Source organism: Simplicispira piscis (assembly GCF_054783455.1).
In genome coordinates, this window is sequence record NZ_BAAGQN010000015.1 from 65,382 (window position 1) to 84,647 (window position 19,266).

24 protein-coding genes are annotated in these 19,266 nt (G+C 62.3%); 6 read left to right on the forward strand and 18 right to left on the reverse strand.

The window, feature by feature from the left end:
- Nucleotides 1-22: 22 nt before the first annotated feature.
- The 3 genes from ACYVOC_RS09880 (at nt 23) to ACYVOC_RS09890 (ending at nt 1,429) form a co-directional block, all read left to right on the forward strand.
- The gene (locus ACYVOC_RS09880; RefSeq protein WP_461161701.1) at nt 23-172 is read left to right on the forward strand and encodes a hypothetical protein; all 150 of its coding nucleotides are present in this window, start codon (nt 23-25) and stop codon (nt 170-172) included.
- Nucleotides 173-313: 141 nt separating this feature from the next.
- A complete protein-coding gene (locus tag ACYVOC_RS09885; RefSeq protein ID WP_461161702.1) occupies nt 314-610 on the forward strand; it encodes a hypothetical protein in 297 nt (98 codons plus the stop codon).
- A 483-nt stretch (nt 611-1,093) separates the two neighbouring features.
- Nucleotides 1,094-1,429 carry a hypothetical protein gene (locus tag ACYVOC_RS09890; protein ID WP_461161703.1) on the forward strand — a complete coding sequence of 112 codons (336 nt, stop codon included), beginning with the start codon at nt 1,094-1,096 and terminating at the stop codon, nt 1,427-1,429.
- Nucleotides 1,430-1,435: 6 nt separating this feature from the next.
- Here ACYVOC_RS09890 and ACYVOC_RS09895 read toward each other — a convergent pair whose 3' ends face one another.
- The 17 genes from ACYVOC_RS09895 to ACYVOC_RS09975 form a co-directional block, all read right to left on the reverse strand.
- Nucleotides 1,436-3,574, reverse strand: a complete 2,139-nt coding sequence (locus ACYVOC_RS09895; RefSeq protein WP_461161704.1) for a DNA polymerase III subunit gamma/tau domain-containing protein — start codon at nt 3,572-3,574, stop codon at nt 1,436-1,438.
- Nucleotides 3,575-3,650: 76 nt separating this feature from the next.
- Nucleotides 3,651-4,322 carry a phage adaptor protein gene (locus ACYVOC_RS09900; RefSeq protein ID WP_461161705.1) on the reverse strand — a complete coding sequence of 224 codons (672 nt, stop codon included), beginning with the start codon at nt 4,320-4,322 and terminating at the stop codon, nt 3,651-3,653.
- Nucleotides 4,323-4,325: 3 nt separating this feature from the next.
- Nucleotides 4,326-4,685, reverse strand: a complete 360-nt coding sequence (locus ACYVOC_RS09905; RefSeq protein WP_461161706.1) for a hypothetical protein — start codon at nt 4,683-4,685, stop codon at nt 4,326-4,328.
- An 81-nt stretch (nt 4,686-4,766) separates the two neighbouring features.
- The gene (locus ACYVOC_RS09910) at nt 4,767-5,180 is read right to left on the reverse strand and encodes a hypothetical protein (RefSeq protein WP_461161707.1); all 414 of its coding nucleotides are present in this window, start codon (nt 5,178-5,180) and stop codon (nt 4,767-4,769) included.
- Between the two features lie 70 nt (nt 5,181-5,250).
- Nucleotides 5,251-6,354 (reverse strand): N4-gp56 family major capsid protein, encoded by a 1,104-nt coding sequence (locus ACYVOC_RS09915; protein WP_461161708.1) that lies wholly within the window; start codon nt 6,352-6,354, stop codon nt 5,251-5,253.
- A gap of 164 nt (nt 6,355-6,518) precedes the next feature.
- Complete coding sequence (locus tag ACYVOC_RS09920; RefSeq protein ID WP_461161709.1) at nt 6,519-7,433, reverse strand: hypothetical protein; 915 nt, start codon at nt 7,431-7,433, stop codon at nt 6,519-6,521.
- Nucleotides 7,434-7,447: 14 nt separating this feature from the next.
- Entirely contained in the window at nt 7,448-9,547 is a 2,100-nt protein-coding gene (locus tag ACYVOC_RS09925; RefSeq protein ID WP_461161710.1) for a portal protein, read from the reverse strand.
- A complete protein-coding gene (locus ACYVOC_RS09930; RefSeq protein ID WP_461161711.1) occupies nt 9,544-11,115 on the reverse strand; it encodes a terminase in 1,572 nt (523 codons plus the stop codon). Before ACYVOC_RS09930 ends, ACYVOC_RS09925 begins: the two co-directional genes overlap by 4 nt.
- On the reverse strand, nt 11,112-12,161 hold the full coding sequence (locus tag ACYVOC_RS09935; RefSeq protein WP_461161712.1) for a terminase small subunit: 1,050 nt from the start codon (nt 12,159-12,161) through the stop codon (nt 11,112-11,114). The genes ACYVOC_RS09930 and ACYVOC_RS09935 overlap by 4 nt, the downstream gene beginning before the upstream one ends.
- A 165-nt stretch (nt 12,162-12,326) precedes the next feature.
- On the reverse strand, nt 12,327-12,773 hold the full coding sequence (locus ACYVOC_RS09940; RefSeq protein ID WP_461161713.1) for a helix-turn-helix domain-containing protein: 447 nt from the start codon (nt 12,771-12,773) through the stop codon (nt 12,327-12,329).
- The gene (locus tag ACYVOC_RS09945; RefSeq protein WP_461161714.1) at nt 12,770-12,955 is read right to left on the reverse strand and encodes a hypothetical protein; all 186 of its coding nucleotides are present in this window, start codon (nt 12,953-12,955) and stop codon (nt 12,770-12,772) included. Before ACYVOC_RS09945 ends, ACYVOC_RS09940 begins: the two co-directional genes overlap by 4 nt.
- Nucleotides 12,936-14,750 (reverse strand): toprim domain-containing protein, encoded by a 1,815-nt coding sequence (locus ACYVOC_RS09950; RefSeq protein ID WP_461161715.1) that lies wholly within the window; start codon nt 14,748-14,750, stop codon nt 12,936-12,938. Before ACYVOC_RS09950 ends, ACYVOC_RS09945 begins: the two co-directional genes overlap by 20 nt.
- Entirely contained in the window at nt 14,747-15,679 is a 933-nt protein-coding gene (locus tag ACYVOC_RS09955; RefSeq protein WP_461161716.1) for a helix-turn-helix domain-containing protein, read from the reverse strand. The genes ACYVOC_RS09950 and ACYVOC_RS09955 overlap by 4 nt, the downstream gene beginning before the upstream one ends.
- Nucleotides 15,676-16,323, reverse strand: a complete 648-nt coding sequence (locus tag ACYVOC_RS09960) for a helix-turn-helix domain-containing protein (RefSeq protein WP_461161717.1) — start codon at nt 16,321-16,323, stop codon at nt 15,676-15,678. The genes ACYVOC_RS09955 and ACYVOC_RS09960 overlap by 4 nt, the downstream gene beginning before the upstream one ends.
- On the reverse strand, nt 16,323-16,616 hold the full coding sequence (locus ACYVOC_RS09965) for a hypothetical protein (RefSeq protein WP_461161718.1): 294 nt from the start codon (nt 16,614-16,616) through the stop codon (nt 16,323-16,325). The genes ACYVOC_RS09960 and ACYVOC_RS09965 overlap by 1 nt, the downstream gene beginning before the upstream one ends.
- Nucleotides 16,613-16,744 (reverse strand): hypothetical protein, encoded by a 132-nt coding sequence (locus ACYVOC_RS09970; protein ID WP_461161719.1) that lies wholly within the window; start codon nt 16,742-16,744, stop codon nt 16,613-16,615. The genes ACYVOC_RS09965 and ACYVOC_RS09970 overlap by 4 nt, the downstream gene beginning before the upstream one ends.
- Entirely contained in the window at nt 16,741-17,127 is a 387-nt protein-coding gene (locus ACYVOC_RS09975; protein ID WP_461161720.1) for a hypothetical protein, read from the reverse strand. Before ACYVOC_RS09975 ends, ACYVOC_RS09970 begins: the two co-directional genes overlap by 4 nt.
- Nucleotides 17,128-17,228: 101 nt before the next feature.
- On the opposite strand from ACYVOC_RS09975, the gene ACYVOC_RS09980 reads away from it, so the two are divergent.
- A complete protein-coding gene (locus ACYVOC_RS09980; RefSeq protein WP_461161721.1) occupies nt 17,229-17,468 on the forward strand; it encodes a hypothetical protein in 240 nt (79 codons plus the stop codon).
- A 66-nt stretch (nt 17,469-17,534) separates the two neighbouring features.
- A complete protein-coding gene (locus ACYVOC_RS09985; protein ID WP_461161722.1) occupies nt 17,535-18,020 on the forward strand; it encodes a hypothetical protein in 486 nt (161 codons plus the stop codon).
- 205 nt (nt 18,021-18,225) lie between these two features.
- On the opposite strand, the gene ACYVOC_RS09990 is transcribed toward ACYVOC_RS09985, so the two are convergent.
- Nucleotides 18,226-18,456: a hypothetical protein gene (locus tag ACYVOC_RS09990; protein ID WP_461161723.1), complete on the reverse strand. Its 231-nt coding sequence runs from the start codon at nt 18,454-18,456 to the stop codon at nt 18,226-18,228.
- 57 nt (nt 18,457-18,513) lie between these two features.
- On the opposite strand from ACYVOC_RS09990, the gene ACYVOC_RS09995 reads away from it, so the two are divergent.
- A complete protein-coding gene (locus ACYVOC_RS09995) occupies nt 18,514-19,260 on the forward strand; it encodes a LexA family protein (RefSeq protein ID WP_461161724.1) in 747 nt (248 codons plus the stop codon).
- Nucleotides 19,261-19,266 lie beyond the last annotated feature (6 nt).

The following is a 19,266-nucleotide window of genomic DNA, read 5'->3' on the forward strand; positions in this document are numbered from 1 at the left end:
ACATTGGTTCATCATCTTGCTGATGATCACGCCCCTGATGGCGCTGCTCAAGCGGTACGCCGCCAAATTTCGCGAACTCGGAGTTCTTCGATTTCAAATCGAAGAAGTCGCGGCCACTGGGCGCCCCGAGAAGTTCGCGCTGCTGATCGTGTCCACCTGGCGCATCCTGTAGCGCGCAGGCTTGAACGGCTCTGGACCTTGCTGATGCGGGTGCCCGTGGTTGGCCCATTCGTACCCTGGTTCGTCTCGGAAGTCTTGTGATACCCGCCCCGTGCGGGCTTTTTCCATTCTGGCGCCCTGCTACATTCCGACCATGCGAAGCATCCTCAAGCCCATCCTGCTCGGCCTAGTCGTTGGCACGGCCATCATGGCAGCCATCTACGTCTCGGCCGTCATGGGCTCAGCCCCGGCAGTCAACCTGCTGCTGAAGATGACGATGCCACCCTTCAATCTCGCAGCGACGCTGGTTGAGCCCGTGGTGCCGGATGACCTGAAACGTGGCGGCCAGATGCTCGACTTCCTGCTCCTGGTGGCCTGGGCACAGATCGGAATGATCTCAGCCTTGGTTGTTGCCGGGTTACGCGCAGCCCTCGCGCACAAACCAGTCTGACGCATCATTTCTTGGCGCCATCAACATCCACCATAGTTTTTCCGCCCACTGGCAGTAATGGTGTACGTGCCACCCCTGGGTCCAACATAGCAGGTGGCTCCGCTGGAAGTTGCTGGCCGAGTGCTTGACTTGGCGGCCTTGGTCGCTGGCGGCGCTGAGTAAGCGGCTAGAGGCGCCGACGTCGACGGTTGGGCGTTGAAATGCGGCTCCGTTTGATTCAACCGTGTCGCCGCACGCAAGCATTCCAAGCGCTTTGGAGCCGCATCGAACAGATTGCAGGCCTCTAACAGGATCTCGGGCGGACTGGCCTGCACGCAAATTGGCGCGACCAAGGCAAACACAATGATGGAAAACTTGTACATGACGCACCCTCACTTGTGTCTTCATGTTACAAGCAGTGCCTTACATCACACTTCCACACTTTCATCTGGTTGGTGTGGTGGAACGCCACACGCCCTGCTACATCCCGTCCAAGGAGGCACCATGGAACAAAACAGCCCAGCAAAGAAACCCGGCAACTGGTACAGCGGCTGGCGAGTGCTGGCAGTGGCAACTGTCACGGTGCTGTCCGTCAAGCTGATCGGCATCCTTGGCACGTTCGTCGCCGGGATCTTGTTTCTCTGGCTCCAACCGAAGCGCGGAACAGGGAAGGCTTTTGTCATAGCCGCAGTTGTCGGCGTGCTGGTGGCCGTGGTCTACAGCGCGGCCGTGCTTCCACAGTTCACGGTGCAGCACGCCCAGCAGCCTAAGCCGGGCGTGCAAGAGGACAAATCCTTCTCGTACGAGGAAGCGATAGGACTTCCTCCACCAAAACGCTGATCCGCGTCACTGGGTCGGCTGGAATCTGGCGCCATCCCATCGCGCAGGCCCGCGCGCTGTCTGGTACACCTGTCCCTGCACCAGGCTCTCCCGGGATGAAGGAACAGGGGACGCCGCAGCTCCCAGCCCGCCGTCCACCCGCGCCGTATCCCCCGTGGTCTTGTTGTATCGGTAGACACTGCCCTGGGTAGTGCTGCCGTCGGCGTTCTTGGTAGTGGGCGTGACCGAAAGGCCCCACTCGTTCTGCGGTGCTTTCCCTGCCAGGGCCATCAGCCGTTCGCGCGCCGACTTCTGGGCTTCCGGGGTTTTGGCATTCTCGAGCTCCGCCTGGGCACGGTCGATGCGATCTGCCGACCGGTTCGTGTAGCCAGCGGCGATCTGCTCCAGCGTGAGGCGGCCGCGGTCGATCTGGTTCGCATCCGCGTAGCGCTGGCCTGTCATCGCGGCACGCCGGTTTTCGCCGGCCTGATGCATGCCCTCACGAAGGAGCGCAGTGGCCTGCCGTTGCGCTTCGATCTCCGCCGCAGCCTGGTTCTGCACCATATTGCTGTCCTGCTTGAGCAGAGCACCGTACGCCAGCATGGATGGATTGTTTTCCGCGCCAGACCCACCCCATTTGCGGGTGTTCATGATGCTTCCAGCGGAAACCTCGGCATCACGCAAACGCTGCTCCGGCGAGCGGCCAAGCATGTTCCCGTAGGTGCTGCTCGATCCGATCACGCCCGAGAATCCGCCGGTGAAACTGCCGGGCTCGACGGGGCCGGAGCCTGGGCCGCCAATACCTGCAGCAGCCATGAGGCGCGCGCGGGCCCCGGCTTCCTGGCGGCCAGCCAAAGCATCAGCGGCAGCCGTGTTCTGCGCCGTCGGCTGTCCGCGCGCCCCCGTCAGACGCTGGTCATACCTTGGGTCGTAGCCGACGCGCTCGCCGACCAGGCCCGCTTGCTGCGCCTGCTGCACCGACATGCCGACTGGCGAGCGCTCGGAACTCTGCGCCTGCGGCTCAGACGCCTTGCTGGCAAAGGCGTAGCTGCCATTGGGCCCCATGGCCACATTGGCCCCTGCCGGTGCCACGGTGAAGCCTCCCCAGCCGCGGCCCTCAATGCCGCTACCTGCCATGGGCTTGCCGTTGGAATCAGCATAGGACACTGGGCCCGACACATTGCCCCCCGAGAACTCCATCGTGCCGTTGGCATTGCGGCGCGCCGTCACTGCGCCCTGCGGATTGGCTTGTGCCACCTGCGCGTTGGTCATGCCATTGCGGTTCCAGTCCGTCTCCGCCGGAGTGGTTGCCGGCTTGTCCAGCGAAGGCGGCGGTGCCGAGGGATCCGCACTGGGTGGATTGGTGTAGCCGCGCCCAGCACCGGCGGTGGGCGTAGCTCCTGCGCCAGGGTCCTTTGCAGGTGCTGCAGCTGCGAGCGTCGGCACGACCGAGGCACCAACGGCGCCAACCCCGATGTTCATGAGACGTGCCGCGGCATCGAGGCTCGAGCTGATCGCGCCACCAGTCTTGACGACGGCCGGCAAGGCACCAGCTACGCCAGGGAGCGCGGCAGCCGCGTTCGTGAGGTTGCGGCCCACCTCGGTATTCCGCCATGAGTCCTGAGATCCATCGGGGGCAGGAGCTGTCAGGCCCCCGGTGGGTATCTGAGCGACGCGCTGTTCAAGCGACTGGCCGCTTGAGGTAGTTGCAGTGGGAGATGGGGCGCCATCAACTGATGTGGCTGCGGCTTCCGGTGGCACGGCGGTACGGCTGGCAGCAGCCTGTTTATCAGCATCAGCCTGCGCCTGGTTCATAGCCGCCTGCCCCGCCGCCAAAGAGGCTTGGGTGTCTGTGGCGCGCTGCTGCTCCTGCTGCTGGGCCCAGGTGTCCACGTCGAAGCTGCTAGGACGGCGCGCCAGGCCACCATCGGCGTACTGAGCAGGATGGGGAGCCTTGCCGCTGGGCATGTGCGTCATGTTCACCAATTCCTGTAGGCGACGCACACCCACCTTGCGCACCGTGTCGGCGGGCATGACGAATTCCCCGTCGGAGAGCTTGGCGTTGATCGAGTCGCTGGTGCCGGTACCGGGCCCTCGCACATGACCACCTTCGCGGTAACGTTGGGGGGCAGCAATGCCGGCGATCTGTGCGAGTGTTCTGCGCATGGTTGAACCTTTGGAAAATCTGGGGGAATTCTTCTGGCCCAGGGCTGATGCGCCAACCCCTACAGGGGCGCAGCCCTCACCAGTTGATGGCGACGATGGGCGGTCGGCGGTCGCGCTGCTTGCGCTGCACGTTGGCTTCAGGGCGTTCGCCGAATGCCTGCACGAAAAGGCTAAGGGATTCCGCTGCCTTGTTGCGGTCGAATGTGTCGGCGTCCTGCTTGAGGTAGGCACGGTGCAAAACCCAGTCCATGAGACGCTCGTGGAATCGCTCGGGAATCTCGGGCTTCGCTGTGTCGAGGTCTGCGCTAAGCGGTTTGAGTGCGCCACGGTAGACGGTCAGCGCCAGGGTATCGGCCTGGGTGGGGGTGCGCACAAGACGGATGCTCGCTGGCCGGATGCCGCTGGCCTGTTCGAAGATGAATGCCCGGGGCAAGCCTTTGAGGCTCTCCCAACCCGAGCAATCCGCGTCCATCTCTTCCACGCTGGTTTCATCCAGTGGGCGGCCTCGCAGCGTGGCGCGCTTGATCTCGAAGACGCTGGGGTGCAGCTGGTACGTCGAAACGTCGGGCTCCAAAGTGACGGTGCACACGGCAGGCGTCAGGCGGTCCTCAATCAGCTTGGCCCGTTCGCACGCCTCCTGCACCGCCTCATTGAGGTAGCGGACGATCAGCTCCGAAGACCAAAAGTGCGGCAGCTCGACATCGCCGACTGTCGCCCGGAACTCGGTGATGAAGTCCTCTACCTTCATGGCTTATACCTTGGCAGTCAGCTCGACGAAGACCGCATCGGCCTCGTCGCGAGTGACGGAGAAGCCAACGGCGGCTTTCAGGCGCAGCAGATTCGGCTTTCCCTCGGCCGTGAAGTCGCCTTCAGAGGCGCCGTCCAGCATGCCCTTAAGCGCTGCGGAGATGGCGGCCTTGCGCACTTCTGGGGTCATGGTCGACGCGATGGCGGGGGCGCTTTCGTCGAAGCACACCGCACCGCGCGCGCTGGCCTCGCGGTGAAACATAGGGTCCAGATCCACGCCCTCGGGTGTGATGCAGGCGGTGTGGCCCGTGGTGAGGGCGACGTGGATGGGCTGGTCAAAAGGAGAGCGGAATTTCATAATCATGATGGTTTCCTTGAAAAGAGCCCGGCAGTTGTGATGCCGCCGGGCAAAGGGTCACGAGTGACCCAACCACTGAGAAAGGGTTTAGCCCTGGCTGAAGGCTGCGCGGCCGTCCACGATGTAGAGCACCGTCAGGCGGCCAGCACCAGCGGATGGCGCGGCGCCCGTGCCCGTCCACACGATGCCCACAGTGCTGGGCTCGGTGTACTTCTTGCCCGTTGCCACGATGGGCACAGCGCCTGCAGCCGTGATGTCGGCAGACTGGGCCGCGTAGGTCGTGTTTGCAGCACTTGCAGCGCCCACCTTGTCGCCGATGGAGAACTTGTCGTCGGTGCCGGAGTTGAACGGCGTGGTGATGGCCAGATGGCCACCCACGACGATGGCGCCGCCAGGGAGGTCAACAGCTTCCGCGTAGGTGCCGCTGGTCACGTCTGCGAAGGTGAAGTCGGCGGTGGCCGCAATGACTTCCTGGCGGCCGGATTTCTTGGTGATTGTCATGATGAGATTCCTTCAACATCAGGGGAAGATGGAAGAACGGAGCCCGCGGGCCCCGTCCCCGGGGCCCGCATTACTGCAGGTAGTGGTCGATGGTCAGCAGGCCGAAGTCTTCCTCGCTGCCGTCGTAGATCGAGGGGAAGACAGGCTTCTTGAAGCCGATCATCCGGTCGATGTTCAGACCGATCTTGCTGTCGTACTGGAACAGCTTCTCGACCCAGTGGCCGTCGCCGATGTCAGCGAAAGCCAGTGCCTGCGAGCCGCACAGGAGCGTGCGGGTGCCGTTGACCGTGCCACCAGAACCCCACTTCGAGCCCGAGGCGGCGCCCTTGGTGTTGTAGACCAGCGTGTGCTCGTGCAGCACGGCACCGTCCACGGTCACGGTCGCACCGGTGAACCAGGGCGAATCGGTCCCGCCCTTGGTAGCCACGGCCACCACAGCGCGCTGGTAAGCCTCGTCTTTCTTCAGAGCAGCCAGAGAGCCAGGCGCCAGGAAAATCACGTAGTACGGCTTGCCACCGGACATCAGTGGCTTGATGCGGTGCTCCTTCGCATACGCGATGGCGTCCACGATCATGTTGTACTTCGGCACGTAACCCGTGGTGATACTGCCCGTGTTCGACACAGCCAGGCTGGTGCCATCCCACATCAGCGAGCGCTTGGCCGATGGCGCGGTAACGTCAGAAGCAAACGTCAGCTCGGGGAAAACAGAGCCAACGCGGAGTGCGCCGTTGTTCTCGAAGGCGTAGCTGATGCCCGACATTGTGAGGAAGGCCAGCTGATCGGCACGGTTGGCCAGCCAGAACGAGAGCTTGTCCTTACCCGTTTGACGGAAGTTGATGATGTTCTTCTGATCATCGTATCGGCCTTTGTTCCCAACGCTGTGGCTGATCTGGTCGATCTGGATGATCTGGCTGTGGGCGTCCATCGCCTCTTCGTTGCCCTCGCGCTCATCGTCTCCGCGCACGCCGTCACCAATCAGGTCGGCAACCAGCTGGAACAGGCACTGAGTGCCCTTTTCGGTTTCGGTGAGTTCAGTGATGCGGTGCACGACGCTGTTGCCCGTGTCGCTCATGAAGTTCTTGAGGAACATCTGGTCGCGTGCTGCCTTCCAGACGACGCGGGACCAGTTGATTTTTTGAACCGGCGTCAGTTCGCCGAACGCAGTGAATGCCATGTCTATCTCCAATAAGTAGGGTTACTTCTCGGGACATGACGCCGCCCATCTGCGGAAAACATGACTGTTGTGGCGGTCAAGACGCCAGACCTTTTAACGCCGGTCCACGGCTGCACCCTGGGTGATGCTGGCAAGGTGGGTGAGTCCTTGCCAGCCTTGAGCCGTTATCCGATGCCCAGTGCTTTGGCCATCTCGTCCTTCGACAAGTTGGTGATCTGGTCGTCGGTCAGCTTCGTGGAGTCGTCGATCTTGGGTGCCGTGGCACGGTTGCCCATGCCAGCCTGCACCGCAGCGGGTTGCAACAGGGAATCTGCTGCACCGCGCTTGTCCGCGCGCTCCAGGCGAGTGTCAACCGGCGCACCACCATTCGGCAAGGCCCTACTGGGGGTGCCGTCCGGAGCGAAGCGCGGGGCAATGGTCTGGATAGCATCGGCCAAGGCCAAGTGCCGAGGCATGCCCGTGGCAGTCTTGGCCTTCACGCTCGCCTCGATCAGCTCCAGTGCAATTGCACCCTCGTCTTGATCCAGCCAGGGATAAGCCTCCAGAGCACGCGCCACCACGTCCTGGGACTTGACCACCACCTGTTGCTGCAAGGATGTCTGCTCGAAGCGTTGCATCACCGAGTTCTCGATGTGCTGGTTGATCTCACGCCGGATAGCGCTGGCGGCCTTGGCGTCACCGTCGAGCAGCGCCTGAGCGTACTGTTCCTCGGCAGCGTCCACATCGAAGGCGGCTGGGGCTGGGGCTGGAGCTGCGGCCGGGGATGGGGCCGCAGCTAGCTGTTGCCCTGCCTTGATCGCCTGGAGCTCCTGTTGCATGGCCGCCAGTTGCTCTTCCAGCAGGCGCTTGTTTTCGTTCACTTCGCGGAAGCGCGCATAGGGCACGTTCTGAGTGCTGCCGGTGCCTTCACCTGAGCTGGCATCGCTGGCTGGCGCTGCGGCCTGTGCAGGAGCGAGCGCAGGTGCTGCTGTCTCGCTCCCACCGGTGCTGGGCAGATCATCATTGCCCAGGTCCAGTGCCTCATCCTCGGTGGTGGCGCCAGTAGCCCCTGGCGCTTGTGCTTGGTCTTGTGTCGTCATCTCGTGGTTCTCCTTCAAGGTTGCAGGCCATCAGCGGCCAGGGTTTCAATTCCATCGCTCGCGCCCACGGCGGGGCTGGCGGGATTCATGGGGTCTGTGCTGCGCGGCATGTCCAAGGTGGGCAGCCCGCCTGGTGCTGGAGGCACGATGGGCCCAGCGTCTTGGTCCACGTAACCCGCTGACTTCAGCAGGCCGTCTGCCAGCGCCGCCGTGGCCGGGATCTGCGCCACCACCTGCGCGGTCTGCACGCCGCTGTACTGAGTCTTCACCTTCACGTCGGTGGCCTGAGCGTCGGTCTTGCGGGTCTGGGCATTCAGCAACTGCACTCGGGCCTCGACCGTGGGGTCGGCGGGCGGTTTGTCGCCTGGCAGGGATTCCAAAATCTCCTGCTTGTCCGACAGATTGGAGTAGCGCACCATCGTCGCGTCGTTGATCCGTACACCGGCCTTGCGCATCTCCAGCGCTTGCTGGAACTGCGAGTTCTGGAAGGTGACCTGCATAGGCTGCTCGGTGATCACCACGTCATAGGTGCCGATGGTCACGTCATTGATGTAGCCGCCCGTGGCCGGGTCATACTTGTTGATCTCCAGCACCTCCTCCTTGGGCTTGCCGGTCATAGGGTCCGTCTCGGTGATTCGGAAAATGCGGTGTGTGTCGTAGTACCGCTGCATCAACTTCAGGATGCGCTTGGCCAGCAGCTGGCGCGTGTAGGCTAGGTTGTCCAGTGGCACGGACAGCTGCTGCTGGCTGGCGAACTGCTTGGCCTGAATGGCGATACCGGAGGTCTCCGGGCCCTGAACGCCGCGCATGGCTTCGGGCACCGTCACATCCTTGAGGGCCTTGTCCGCGCGGTCGATGAGGTGCGTTACACCGGTGGGCACCTGGTTGGGCTGGATCTTCTGAGGAGGTTTGGCACCCTTCTTGTACTCAATGACCAGTCCGTTCTGCGCCCCCCGCAACTCCAACTCCTTCATCGTCATGTTGGTAACGGAGTTCTCTTCCACCACCCAGCCGCTGTTCGCGCTGGAATTGACGATGTGCACTACCTGGGATACCGCCTTGTTCAGTACCTCTTGCGGCCCGATGGCGTTGTCCACCATCCCGACCGTCTTGCCCCGGCGGAAGTAGGCAAAGTACGGCACCACGGTGAAGCTCTCATAGGGGCTGTATTGGTCGTGAAGCGTGGCGGTGAACGTGGTGACTACCCACTTCACCCGACGGCGCATGCGTTTGGCGCGCACTGCACCATTGGCCAGCGCATCGGCCACGGAGTCAGCGGCCATGGTGGCTTCCACCTGCACATCACCTGTGCCCGGCCACACCAGGCACGGTGTCAGCTCGTAGACGAACCGTTGGCGGTCGATGATGCGGTATCGCTCAAGGCCATCTTCCTTGTTGACGCACGCATCGGTGTAGCCCCAGTCCTTGCGGGTAGCGAACTTGTTGCGTTCGACGCCGTCTTCAAGGTCGCCGAAGTCGTGCCCAGCATCATTGCTGAGCTCCGCGCGCTTCCTGGCCTCCTTGCCGTAGATCTGTTCGATCTCGTCCAAGGTGAGCCAGCGCGTGATTATCACGTCGCCCCATTTGTCGGGGTCATAGCTCTTGGAGTCTGGGTCCGGGATCACATCCAGCGGGTCCAGAGTGCCCACCACGATCTCGCCCTTGATGTTCTCATCGAAGGACATGCGCACGTCGTAGTAGCCCCGCTGCTGGATCAGCCCGTCGCTGAACATCTGGGTTTCGTGCCAGTGCAAGGCGCAGAGGTCGGCAACCTGCATCACAGCCTTGGACAGGATCGTGGCCTTGAAGAGGTCCGAGTCCCCGCCGCGCGGCTTGAACGCGATGTCCATGCGGTTGTGAATCTGATAGCCGATGGCGCTGTTCACGCTGGGCATGATCTGGTTGAACTCATAGCCCGGCCGGCGGGCCATGATCAACGCAGCGCGCTGCTCTGGCGTGAGCTGGCGTCCACCACCGAGGTACATGTCCTCGCATCGCGCCGCGTGCAGCAGGTAATCGGTGTGGCCACGGTCCTTGCCGTAGAGGTAGCGAGCCCAGTTCTCGCTGGCGGCGTTGTCTGCAATGCTGGTGGGGTAAGTGCTGATCATGGTCATGCAGTCGCTTGGTCCCAGTGGTCGGTACCAGAGATGGCGAGACCGTCTCGCCATCTCTTGGCCCGGGGCTTGGGCTCGGGTTTGGGAATGTCGGCCGCGAAGGTCATGGCCACGGAGTCGCCCTTGTCCGGGCTACGGCCCAGCACCAGGCGGATGTCGTCCTTGCTGCTGATCTGGATGGCGGCGCCCTTGCCCATGGTCACGACCTTGTAGCGGGGAGCTGTGAGGTCGCCCAGCAGTTCCTGGTCGGGCGGGAGCGCGATGGGGTCAGGGTTCGTTGGGTCCAGGGCTTCGCGCAGCAGCCAGTACATCTCGGCCCGCTTGTTGCGGAATTTCATCTGGCCGGACTTGTCCATCATGGCGCTGCCCTCGGAGCCCACCACCGAGTGGACATGAAGGCCCAAGCCCTTGACGAAGTCCAGGGCGCTGGAGCCGATGCCGATGGAGTCGATGCACACCACCGCGCCGTCGCGGATCAAAGGAGCGATGAAACCTGCAGCAGTGGGGCCGTCCTTGGTCACCACGCCAGGTGCCGTCACGATCTTGTCGAACCACTGGCCATGCCGGCGGGCGGCCGACGACTTGTCCTGGCCACCACGGGAAGGATCGAAGCCGATGGCGGTCATGAGTCCCTTGGCGTCGCGGTCCTTCCAGCGTGCCTGGGCGGCATTCACCCACTCGGTGGGGATGAGCTGCCACACCGGGTCAGTCACGCCCGCATTGAAGTCGCCACGCAGCATCTGGCTGCGCAGTGGCTCGGGCAGCGCCTGCAACGTTGCCTTGTAGCCGGTGGTGCTGTAGAACAGGTTGTCATCCACGCTGGACGGAATGAACGTGCGACTCTTGGGCGTCATCAGCTCGCCACCCACCATGACCGGGGTGCTGTCGGGCACCTCCTGGTCTTCGCCCTCTTCGTTCGTGACGTACCAACGAAGCTCACCGGGCTTGGCAGGGTTGGGGTGCTGCGGGTCCAGCCAGGCGGCCCAGTACCGTTTCACCCATTCACCTTCAGCCGTGGTGGGTGGATTGCCTGCTGCAACCACCCGCTGGCGAATGTTGGGGTTGTCCGTGCGCAGCCAGCCAATCAGGGTGCGGAACTGCATCTCCGTGAAGTGGCAGATTTCATCGAACAGCTTGGCATCGTGCGGGCGGCCCTGGTACTTCACCCAGTCACCGGGCTCCTTCACACTGCCCAGCTCCAGCACGCGGCCATCAGGCAGGCGCCAGATACCGTCCTGGGAGTTGTATCCCGCGCGTGAGCCCAGTATCTTGGTCATGCGCTCTTCGATGCCGATGAGCTGCACGGCCTCGCGCCGGAAGATGATGCTGTGTTCCTGCTCGGTCAGGCTCAGGCCCAGCAGCAGCTCGGTCTTCCCACCGCCAGCAGACCCACCGTAGAAGATGATGTCGGCCTTGGAGTGGTATGCGGCTGACTGGGGCCCGGCCTGTGGCACCCAGATGGCGGGGTCTGCCGTCATCAGGAAGGAATCCACGGCCGTGCGCATCTCGGGCGTCATGCCCTTGAAGGCCGCCAGAATCTGCTCGGTGGTAGGCAGGGCCAACTTCATTGCTGGCCACCTCCTGCGATCAGTTGGCCGAAAAGCACCGCCAGCCCGGGGTTCGCCTGCAGGACAGCCGACATGCGCACAGCCCGCTCCGCATCGGTCAGATTGCGCAGCGCCAGTGGGTCGTTCTTCTGGCCGTTGTCCTTCTCATACAGGCCCAGGTGCTTCCACAACTTCTCAGCGAAGGTGGCTTTGTCATGCATTAGCACCTGGATGCCGTCCTTGGTGCGCTTTACGCCGGCATAGAGCTGGGCAGCGGCCGGGCTCAGGTAGCGGGTGTCCTTGATCACATCGCGCGAGATGCCATCGCCGCAGCATTCGGTGCAATCAGGGTGCGGTGGCCGGTGGGGGTTGAAGCCGATGCCGCCCTCCTCGTCGAACTCATCGGCTGGCTTGCCATCCTTGCGCCACTTCTCGAAGTCGGCATTGCGCTGGCCCACCGTGCGCTGGCGCTTGAAATTCTCGCCCCAGCAGTGGCGGCAGCAGCTCACGCGGGTTTCGACCAGTTCCCGTGGGTCTGCAAAGGCGATCTGCCAGGCCTGCAGCAGCAGTGCATCAGCGTTGATCCCGGTGCGTTCCTGCTGAGCTGCCCGCGCCTCGGCGATAGCAGCTGCAATATGAGGTCTTCTGAGGAGGTCGTAGGACTGCTCGGCCGCCGTCTTGGCGCTGTATCCGGCACGAATGGCCGCCTGCGTTCCGTTCAGGTCAAGCAGGTACTCATCGACGAAGCGCTGCTGGCGAGGCTCAAGGCCGGGCGAGACGACAGGTGCAGCTGGGGCTGGCTTTGTGGCGACCTTCCGGGTTCGCGGCTTCGGGATGGCCTGGGGCTTGTCTTCCTTGGGTGGTCTCTCCAAGCCTTTGCCGCCGCAGTGCTTGACCACCATGGTGTGCGAGATACCGAATGCCTTGCCAATCTCCCGCGTGGACTGGCGGGTGCCGCAGTAGGCCCGTTCAACTCCAGCCCAGTCTATGACCTTCACGGGCGCAGCTGTGCTGCCCTTCTTGGCGCTGGGTGCTGATTTAGAGTTCTTGCGGTTGCCGGTTTCCATTTACACGGAATGATTCCGTGCGCGCGTGGAAAGCGCCAACCCTACAGGGGGCGATGTAGCATTGCCCGATCCCTCTCATGATCCCCTGCAGCGCAATCGCCTCGGGTGTCCAGTTCACCCTCTTGGCATGAGGCCTCCCCATCGGCCCACAGTTCAGCCGCCACTTCAGCGCACCGCCCGACCTTCATCGCTGGCAACAATGCGGCGGACAAGCCCCAGGACTTCGGACATCTGGTTGGACGACTCGATTGCCACCAGCATCGCGGCCGAGCCACCCATTACCTCGCCCACCATGCGACTCTCGCGTGGGGTCAGAGTCAGGATATCGTCGCCAACCTCCAGTTTGACAGTGCCATCAGGCAAGGATGTGCGGCTTACAGCCCTTGCAGGAGGGTGCTTCACCGTGGGGAGACAGACACCGCGCGATGGAGACCAGATTTCGCCACGGTCTTTTAGATCTTTGATGCAATCGGTCACTGTGACCGGCTTCAAGCCAGTCGCACGCATGAGAGAGGCGGTTGTCACCGGAATCTCTTGGTCATAGAGGTCCCGCACGGCCTCGAGCACCCGCACGCGGCTGCTAATATGGTCGGTCTCAGTTGCATCTGTCATGGGTAGGTCTCCTCAAAATGCTTGATCAGGTCGGTGCGCTGGTGGGGCGGCACATCTCGGCACTCCCGCTCCATCGCCTGACGGGCGGCCGGGCTGTCGTTCCAGTGGTCGCATGCCCGCTTGGCGGCGTCGAAAAGGTCACGCAGCGAAGCCGCCTGGGGTTCAGTAGCCAATGCCGCCATGGGGGGCTCCCTCCTGGGTGAATTTGAAAAAGGACAGCGGGTATTTGCGTGGCTGAGTGCGGTACTGCATCGTGGCCTTGTCGAACCACAGCCACTGAGTGATGCGCTGCGTCTCCCCGTTGCGCTGCTTTTGCAACTCCAGCTTGCCGTCGGGCTCGCTGTCGCCTTGGGTTGCCGTCGCCTCATCCTTCTGGGCCGCCCACACCGAAAAGACGTTGTCGGCGCCGTCGGTGATCTTCCCGGAGCCAGCCACATCCATCTTGTTGGGTGCGGCACTCTCGTCCCGCTGCTTGCGCGGATGAGCCACCAGATGCAGGTGCACATTGAGCCGGCGGGCGAACGACGTCATCTTGCGCATGGCGTCCTTCTGGGCGGTCATCGCACCGGGACCGTCCTCTGGCACGTCGGTCATCATCAAGCTGTCGATGACGAAATGCGTGCAGCCGTAGCGGCGATGGGCGTAGGTGAAAACCTCGATCAACCGGTCCAGCTTGGCGGTTCCCTGCAGGTCAAACAGCCAGAACCGCTCTCGCATCCACTCGCCGGCCGCTTCAATCAGCGCCCGGGTGGGCCGATCGACGCCGGTGGACTGCTTCACTGCTCGCTTCAGTAGCCGGACCGGCTTCATCTCGCCGGAGAAGACCATGAAGTGTTCGCCCTGTGCCATGAGGCCAAGTTGCACCTGTCCGAGCAGCAGACTCTTGCCATGCCCGTTGATGCCGGTCCACACGCTGACCTCGCCCCCGCGGAATTCGAACCACTCCAAGTTTCTGTCGATTCGCAGATACGGATCTCTGGGCGCGCCTGAATCTGGGAAAAACAGGGACACCACCTGTGGAATGTAGTAAGCGGCAGTGCGCAGTTCCTCGGGGTCAAGCGGCTGGGCCTGCTGGATGAGGTAGTCGAAGTCGGCATGCTCGGCGCCCTGCTGCAGGTACTCGTTCGCATCCTTCACGGGCCCCTCGAACCGCACCCGACGGCAACGCTCTGGGCCCAAGCGCTGGATGATCTCGCGCGCGCCCTTCTCGCCCGCCTCGTCGCAGTCGAAGAAAACTAGGATCTCGCTGAAGCGCTCCAGGCGCTCCCAGTCGTTCTCGATCCATTGGTGGTTGCCCGCACCGGCGTTCACCGACAGCGCTGGGATGCCCACCTGATGCAGGCTCATGGCGTCGATCTCGCCCTCAGCAATCGCGATGGTCCGGGCACGCGAATCGATCAGGTGCCAACCGAACAGGCAGGGCATAGCGCCCGCCTCCTGGCGCATGTCGCGCTTGTTGTCGATGTTCCGAAACTTCCCGTTCAGGTACTCGCCCGACTCGCTGAAGTACGGGAACACGGCATACACCGCTTCGCCGCGCACCTTCTCCACCACCTTGAAGGCCTCGATGGTCTCGGGCTTCAATCCGCGGGCAGTGAGCCACTGCAGCGCCCGACCCTGGCCAGCAGTAGCCAGCTTTCCCCTCGGCTTCTCGGGCAAGGTGTAGCTTTTCTGTGGCCGTTCGGGCATGGTGTCTCGGATGCCGAGCCGCTGCTTTGCCTCGTCCATCGCCTCGACCAGGGTGCAACCTCGGCGCGCCATCCACAGGTCCAGCAAGTCGCCTGCCGCACCAGTGGCAAAGTCGCTCCAGATCCCGGCCTTGGCACCAGCAGTGCAGATCGACAGGCTGTCTCCGGGCTCGCCATTGATGCTGCCGACCTTCCACTCCCGGCCGACCTTTTTTCCATCTGGCAGCAGGTACGCGGCGATGTCTGCCGCGTTTTTGGCCAGCAGGTCCTTGAGTTCAGCTGCGTTCATGCAGGCACCTCCGCCTGGCTGGCCAGCTTCTTGCCGTCCCGGAAGGTGTGGGCGTTGTGGGGGTAGCAGCGGTGGTTTTCGGCTTCCCAGTGGTTGAGGAATCCGGCGGCCGTCCACCAGTCTCCGGCGGGTGCAGCCTGCTGCCCACGACCGGCTTGTACGCCGGGCCCAACGTCGTCGAGGTAGCGCTCCTGGTTCAGCCAGGTCGATGCGTGCGGAATGAACTGCCCGTTGTCCTTCGTCCATTGCTGCTGTGTGCGATGCCTCGCCAGAGCAGCCATCACGCGCTCCCGAAGAGCCAGGTCCGAATCAAGACCACGCTTCACCCATGACTCCAGCGCCTTCGTCCGCCCCTCCTTCCTCGGATACTCCGTCCAGAACTCCGCAAAGCCTTCAGGCAAGTCCGAAGACTTTGCGCGCGCACGCCTTTGTTCCTTTACTTGTTCTTTTACTTGTTCCTTACTTGTTCCGTGCACCACATTTGGGTCGCTTTCGGGGGAAATGTGGTGTGCTTTCGGGGGAAATGTGGTGTCCTTTGCAGGGAAAAGTGGTGTGCTTTCGCCCTCTTGCAATTGGTCCGTTTTTGGGTCGCTTTCGGGGGAAATTTGGTGTGCTTTCCGTGCCTCTGCGACAAGCTCAACCGCACCTGAATTGGGTTCCTTTAGGCGGTACTCCAGCACTTGCCCGGTCCGACCGTGGCGAGTACCAGTCTTCTCCAGGAACCCTTGATCCTGCAACCACCGCATGTTCTTCGTGACGGATTTCTTGTCCAGCTCGGACCGCTCGGCGAGGTAGGCATTGGAGGGGAAGCAGACCATGTTGTCGGTGCCCTTCCCGTTGACGCAATGGGCCAGCGTCACGAGCAACAGCTTTGCCGCTGATCGCCCCACAGACTGATCCATCGCCCAGGAAACTGCATCAAGACTCATGCTTCAACCACGCTTTCTGTTCGACCCAGCGCTGCTGCCTGGGCCCACTGTTGCAACTTCTCGAACGCTCCCGGATAGATCTCTTCGGGGTAGTCGTCTTCGCGCTCCACCACCGGGTATGTCACAGCATCCCAGCCACCTTTGAGGCGCCATGGGCTCAACACCTGGGACAGCGGTACACGGCCATAGTCCCGGAGCTCGCCTTCCGCGTCTCGGTAAAACTGCACACAACGCTGCCCTGGTCTGCCCACCAACTCCGCCACCATGCGGGCGTTTCCCTCAGAGACAAAGTAGTGAGTTGGCCCGCAAATCTGGGGCGGCTCCTGGAATAGGTCCGGCACCAATGCCAGGCGTTGTGCAATGCGCTGGCGATCAAAGGCATACTGGGGCGCCTCGCCTGGTGCCCCGCCGTGGGCATTGGCAAGCACGCGCAGCACACCTTCCTCTACCAGCGCATGCACATGCTTGCGCGCTTGAGCCTTCGACAGGCCGGCAGCTGAGGCAATCTGCACCATCGTCATCGCGACGATTTCGCCCCCTGCCCCCGCGTCATGAGCCTGGGCCAACACAAGCGCCACGCGCCGGCTCCCGGCCGGAGTGATCGCTGCGGCCTGCACCAAGGGCACCAGATGATGGGTTGCCATCACGCACCTCCCTTCAGCCGCTTGAGCATGTCGAACGTCATCTGGGCAGACGCAAACTCCAAGCTGATCGGCCGCTGCTGCTGTACGAACTCGCACGCGCACTGGAGCTGCCTTTGGAACAACGGAATGTCGGCCGGGTCGATCTGAAAGCCGTCGACCTTGTCGTGTTCATGGGAACCTAACGCGACCGCCACCGCACCGCCCTCTGTGGGATAGACGGCCAGGAGCAGGCTGTCTTGGTCCACGACCATCCAGCGAGCTTCACGCAGTTGTGCCCAAGTGGGGGCTGTCATGCTGTAGGACTCCCCTGCTCATAGTCCTGCAGCCACTCGGCAGTCTGCAATGCCTCCTTGAGCCGCGCGACTTCAGCCTGAGCGGCCGCGAGCTGCTTGCGCAGTTCCTCGACGGTTGGCTCGGTCATGCCACACCCCTTATGCCGCCGCGGGCCTTGAGTTGCTCCATGGCACGCATTGCGCGCTCCATCGTCTGGGCAGCAGAGTTCATCACCTCCGCCAACTTCACCGCCTCGTCCTCAGGCGCCTTGCGGTCAGGCCGGGCGTGCAGGGTGTCATCGCAGGCGTGATACAGCGGGTCGTAGCACTCGCAGAAAGCCATCAGGCGCAGCACCTGGCCGAAGGTCAGCCGCTGGTCCCCGGTCGGGTTGCAGCAGGCTTTCAGCCGGGCGTACGCACTCTCCACCTTCATGTCCGGAAACATGTGCGTAGCCACGTCCTTGAAAGCCTTTCCGCTGTTGCCGATCGCCGTGGCAATGGCATCGAACTCGTCGTCATAGAACAACTTCATCCAAGCCTCCATAAAAGTTATGGGTCAAAAGGGGTGCGTCTGCTGACCAAAAAAAAGAAGATGTAGTCATCGCTGATCCCCAGCGCAACCGGAGAAGAGGTATGAGCTCAACACGCCCAGCAACCACGCTGACGCCCTTCCACTGCAGCAGCCGCACTGCGGTATCGCTGAACACCGACATCGATTCGGGACAGCGCATGCAGGTGATGACCACCTCGCGGCTGGAGTTGTGTTGGGTTGCCGGTGAGCTGCGCATCGACTGCAGGGCGAGCCGGGTGCAAATGGATGCGTTGCAGGACAGGCCGCGGACTGATGCGCGCGGCACGCGGGGGAGTCTGTGATGGGTGCCCGCCCTCTCCCGGGCTACGATGGAAGCTCCTACACAACCATCACCGAGAGGGGCAGACATGATCGAAATTTCAGGCGCCATCAGCGGCTTGTCGGCTACCGTGCAAGCGCTGAAAGCTGCGGTAGCGGCACGAGATGAGGGGAAAATCAATGACGCCATCTCAAACCTCAAAGAGCGGCTTTTCGACGTTCAAAGCGCCAACCTGCAAGCCGTTGAGCAGCTCCACGCTGCGCATGCGAAAATCCACGCACTGGTTGCAGAGCTCGATCAGTTCAAGGCGAAAGCGGTCGAGCGCGAGCTCTACGTTCCCCACAACCTCGCCCAGGGGACAGCCGCATTCTTTGCCTACCGTTACCAAGGGGATGAGCGCGCCCGCGATGGCAGTCCCGTTCCGCTGCACTACCTGTGCCAGCCGTGCTTCGACAACGGCCGGAAGTCCATTCTTCTCGTCGGCACGGGGGAAGCCTTCTGTCCCTCCTGCAAGCTCAGAGTTGCGCTGCAACCCGGAAAAGGACGAGAGCGAATCAGCGCCGGCATCGACTAATCGGCAGGCTCGCTCTACCACGCGGACCTCCTCAGACTCTGCCGCCCGGACAACAGCCTCAAAGATCGACAAGACGCGAGCTGCACAGGCACTGGCCTGCCCTGCGGCAGTTCCCGGCCCTGGCGCCTCTGCGCTATCAGACGTTGACGGCGCCGGCAGCACCAAGTCTGGATCGGGCTCGCTGGAGCGCGGCTGGGGTTGCTGGTCAGGCATGGACGGCCTCTTTGGAGGTGCTCACACTTGTAGCTGCACTCGAAATGGCGAAGTGATCCACCAACCGCTGAACTGTGCTCAACCGAGGATCCACTTTCCCCTGTGCGATCTTTGTGAGGGTGTGATACGGGACGCCACTCTGCTCCGCGACACTGGACCACTTACCCTTGGTTTCGCCAAGCTGCCGACGCACGGCAACAAGGATTGATTCGACATTGCTCATCGGTATCTCCAAGAATGCCCGGATGATAGCCATTTATGGCTTCTCAATCAACCACACATGGCTAGACAACAATGGCACTATCCAAAGATGGCTAAATCAAAAATTCCCGCTGACAAAAATTTGGGCAAAAACCTTCATTTCTTAATGAAGGAAAACCACAACCTCCGTAGCCAGACGCAAGTCGCCCAGAGGACTGGGATGTCCCAGAGCTCAGTTGGTCGCATCTTGCGAGGCGAGGTGAACCCGTCAGCTGCCGCGCTCAACCGGATTGCAGAAGAGTTCGAGGTCGATGTGGGTGATCTCTACCTTGAGCACGACGTGTTTGCCGAAAAACACATGAGTCCACGCACACGGGACTTACAGGCATTCACTGGAGCCATTGACAAAATTACTGCCACAGCCAATCGGCAAGCAAAGGGGCTAGTCCCTTTGCTGGACTGGAGGCTGGCTGCAGCGGGCGAAGTGCCAGAGACAGCAGAATGGGTCGTTTGCCCCTCACATCACAGCGAGCACACCTATGCCATCGAGGTCAGAGGACTGGGCATGTTTGACCCAGCAGGCCAAGTGTCATTTCGGGAAGGTGATCGTATCTTTGTTGACCAAAAAATCCAGCCAGCGCACAAGTCAATCATTGTGGTCCGCATAGGGAATTGCGAAGAAGCCACCCTCCGACAACTCATTGAGGACGGGGGGCAATGGCTTTTGCTGCAACTGAACCCTAGTTGGCCAAATCGAGTGGCCCCTCTCACAAAAGAGGACGCGATCCTGGGCACCGTAATCGCCAAGGTGCAGACCTTCAATTAGCTCTGC

Excerpts from the sequence above, each read along its gene's own strand:
- ACYVOC_RS09880 (WP_461161701.1), top strand. The coding sequence starts at position 23 with ATGATCACGCCCCTGATGGCGCTGCTCAAGCGGTACGCCGCCAAATTT.
- ACYVOC_RS09885 (WP_461161702.1), top strand. The coding sequence starts at position 314 with ATGCGAAGCATCCTCAAGCCCATCCTGCTCGGCCTAGTCGTTGGCACG.
- ACYVOC_RS09890 (WP_461161703.1), top strand. The coding sequence starts at position 1,094 with ATGGAACAAAACAGCCCAGCAAAGAAACCCGGCAACTGGTACAGCGGC.
- ACYVOC_RS09895 (WP_461161704.1), bottom strand. The coding sequence starts at position 3,574 with ATGCGCAGAACACTCGCACAGATCGCCGGCATTGCTGCCCCCCAACGT.
- ACYVOC_RS09900 (WP_461161705.1), bottom strand. The coding sequence starts at position 4,322 with ATGAAGGTAGAGGACTTCATCACCGAGTTCCGGGCGACAGTCGGCGAT.
- ACYVOC_RS09905 (WP_461161706.1), bottom strand. The coding sequence starts at position 4,685 with ATGATTATGAAATTCCGCTCTCCTTTTGACCAGCCCATCCACGTCGCC.
- ACYVOC_RS09910 (WP_461161707.1), bottom strand. The coding sequence starts at position 5,180 with ATGACAATCACCAAGAAATCCGGCCGCCAGGAAGTCATTGCGGCCACC.
- ACYVOC_RS09915 (WP_461161708.1), bottom strand. The coding sequence starts at position 6,354 with ATGGCATTCACTGCGTTCGGCGAACTGACGCCGGTTCAAAAAATCAAC.
- ACYVOC_RS09920 (WP_461161709.1), bottom strand. The coding sequence starts at position 7,433 with ATGACGACACAAGACCAAGCACAAGCGCCAGGGGCTACTGGCGCCACC.
- ACYVOC_RS09925 (WP_461161710.1), bottom strand. The coding sequence starts at position 9,547 with ATGACCATGATCAGCACTTACCCCACCAGCATTGCAGACAACGCCGCC.
- ACYVOC_RS09930 (WP_461161711.1), bottom strand. The coding sequence starts at position 11,115 with ATGAAGTTGGCCCTGCCTACCACCGAGCAGATTCTGGCGGCCTTCAAG.
- ACYVOC_RS09935 (WP_461161712.1), bottom strand. The coding sequence starts at position 12,161 with ATGGAAACCGGCAACCGCAAGAACTCTAAATCAGCACCCAGCGCCAAG.
- ACYVOC_RS09940 (WP_461161713.1), bottom strand. The coding sequence starts at position 12,773 with ATGACAGATGCAACTGAGACCGACCATATTAGCAGCCGCGTGCGGGTG.
- ACYVOC_RS09945 (WP_461161714.1), bottom strand. The coding sequence starts at position 12,955 with ATGGCGGCATTGGCTACTGAACCCCAGGCGGCTTCGCTGCGTGACCTT.
- ACYVOC_RS09950 (WP_461161715.1), bottom strand. The coding sequence starts at position 14,750 with ATGAACGCAGCTGAACTCAAGGACCTGCTGGCCAAAAACGCGGCAGAC.
- ACYVOC_RS09955 (WP_461161716.1), bottom strand. The coding sequence starts at position 15,679 with ATGAGTCTTGATGCAGTTTCCTGGGCGATGGATCAGTCTGTGGGGCGA.
- ACYVOC_RS09960 (WP_461161717.1), bottom strand. The coding sequence starts at position 16,323 with ATGGCAACCCATCATCTGGTGCCCTTGGTGCAGGCCGCAGCGATCACT.
- ACYVOC_RS09965 (WP_461161718.1), bottom strand. The coding sequence starts at position 16,616 with ATGACAGCCCCCACTTGGGCACAACTGCGTGAAGCTCGCTGGATGGTC.
- ACYVOC_RS09970 (WP_461161719.1), bottom strand. The coding sequence starts at position 16,744 with ATGACCGAGCCAACCGTCGAGGAACTGCGCAAGCAGCTCGCGGCCGCT.
- ACYVOC_RS09975 (WP_461161720.1), bottom strand. The coding sequence starts at position 17,127 with ATGAAGTTGTTCTATGACGACGAGTTCGATGCCATTGCCACGGCGATC.
- ACYVOC_RS09980 (WP_461161721.1), top strand. The coding sequence starts at position 17,229 with ATGAGCTCAACACGCCCAGCAACCACGCTGACGCCCTTCCACTGCAGC.
- ACYVOC_RS09985 (WP_461161722.1), top strand. The coding sequence starts at position 17,535 with ATGATCGAAATTTCAGGCGCCATCAGCGGCTTGTCGGCTACCGTGCAA.
- ACYVOC_RS09990 (WP_461161723.1), bottom strand. The coding sequence starts at position 18,456 with ATGAGCAATGTCGAATCAATCCTTGTTGCCGTGCGTCGGCAGCTTGGC.
- ACYVOC_RS09995 (WP_461161724.1), top strand. The coding sequence starts at position 18,514 with ATGGCTAGACAACAATGGCACTATCCAAAGATGGCTAAATCAAAAATT.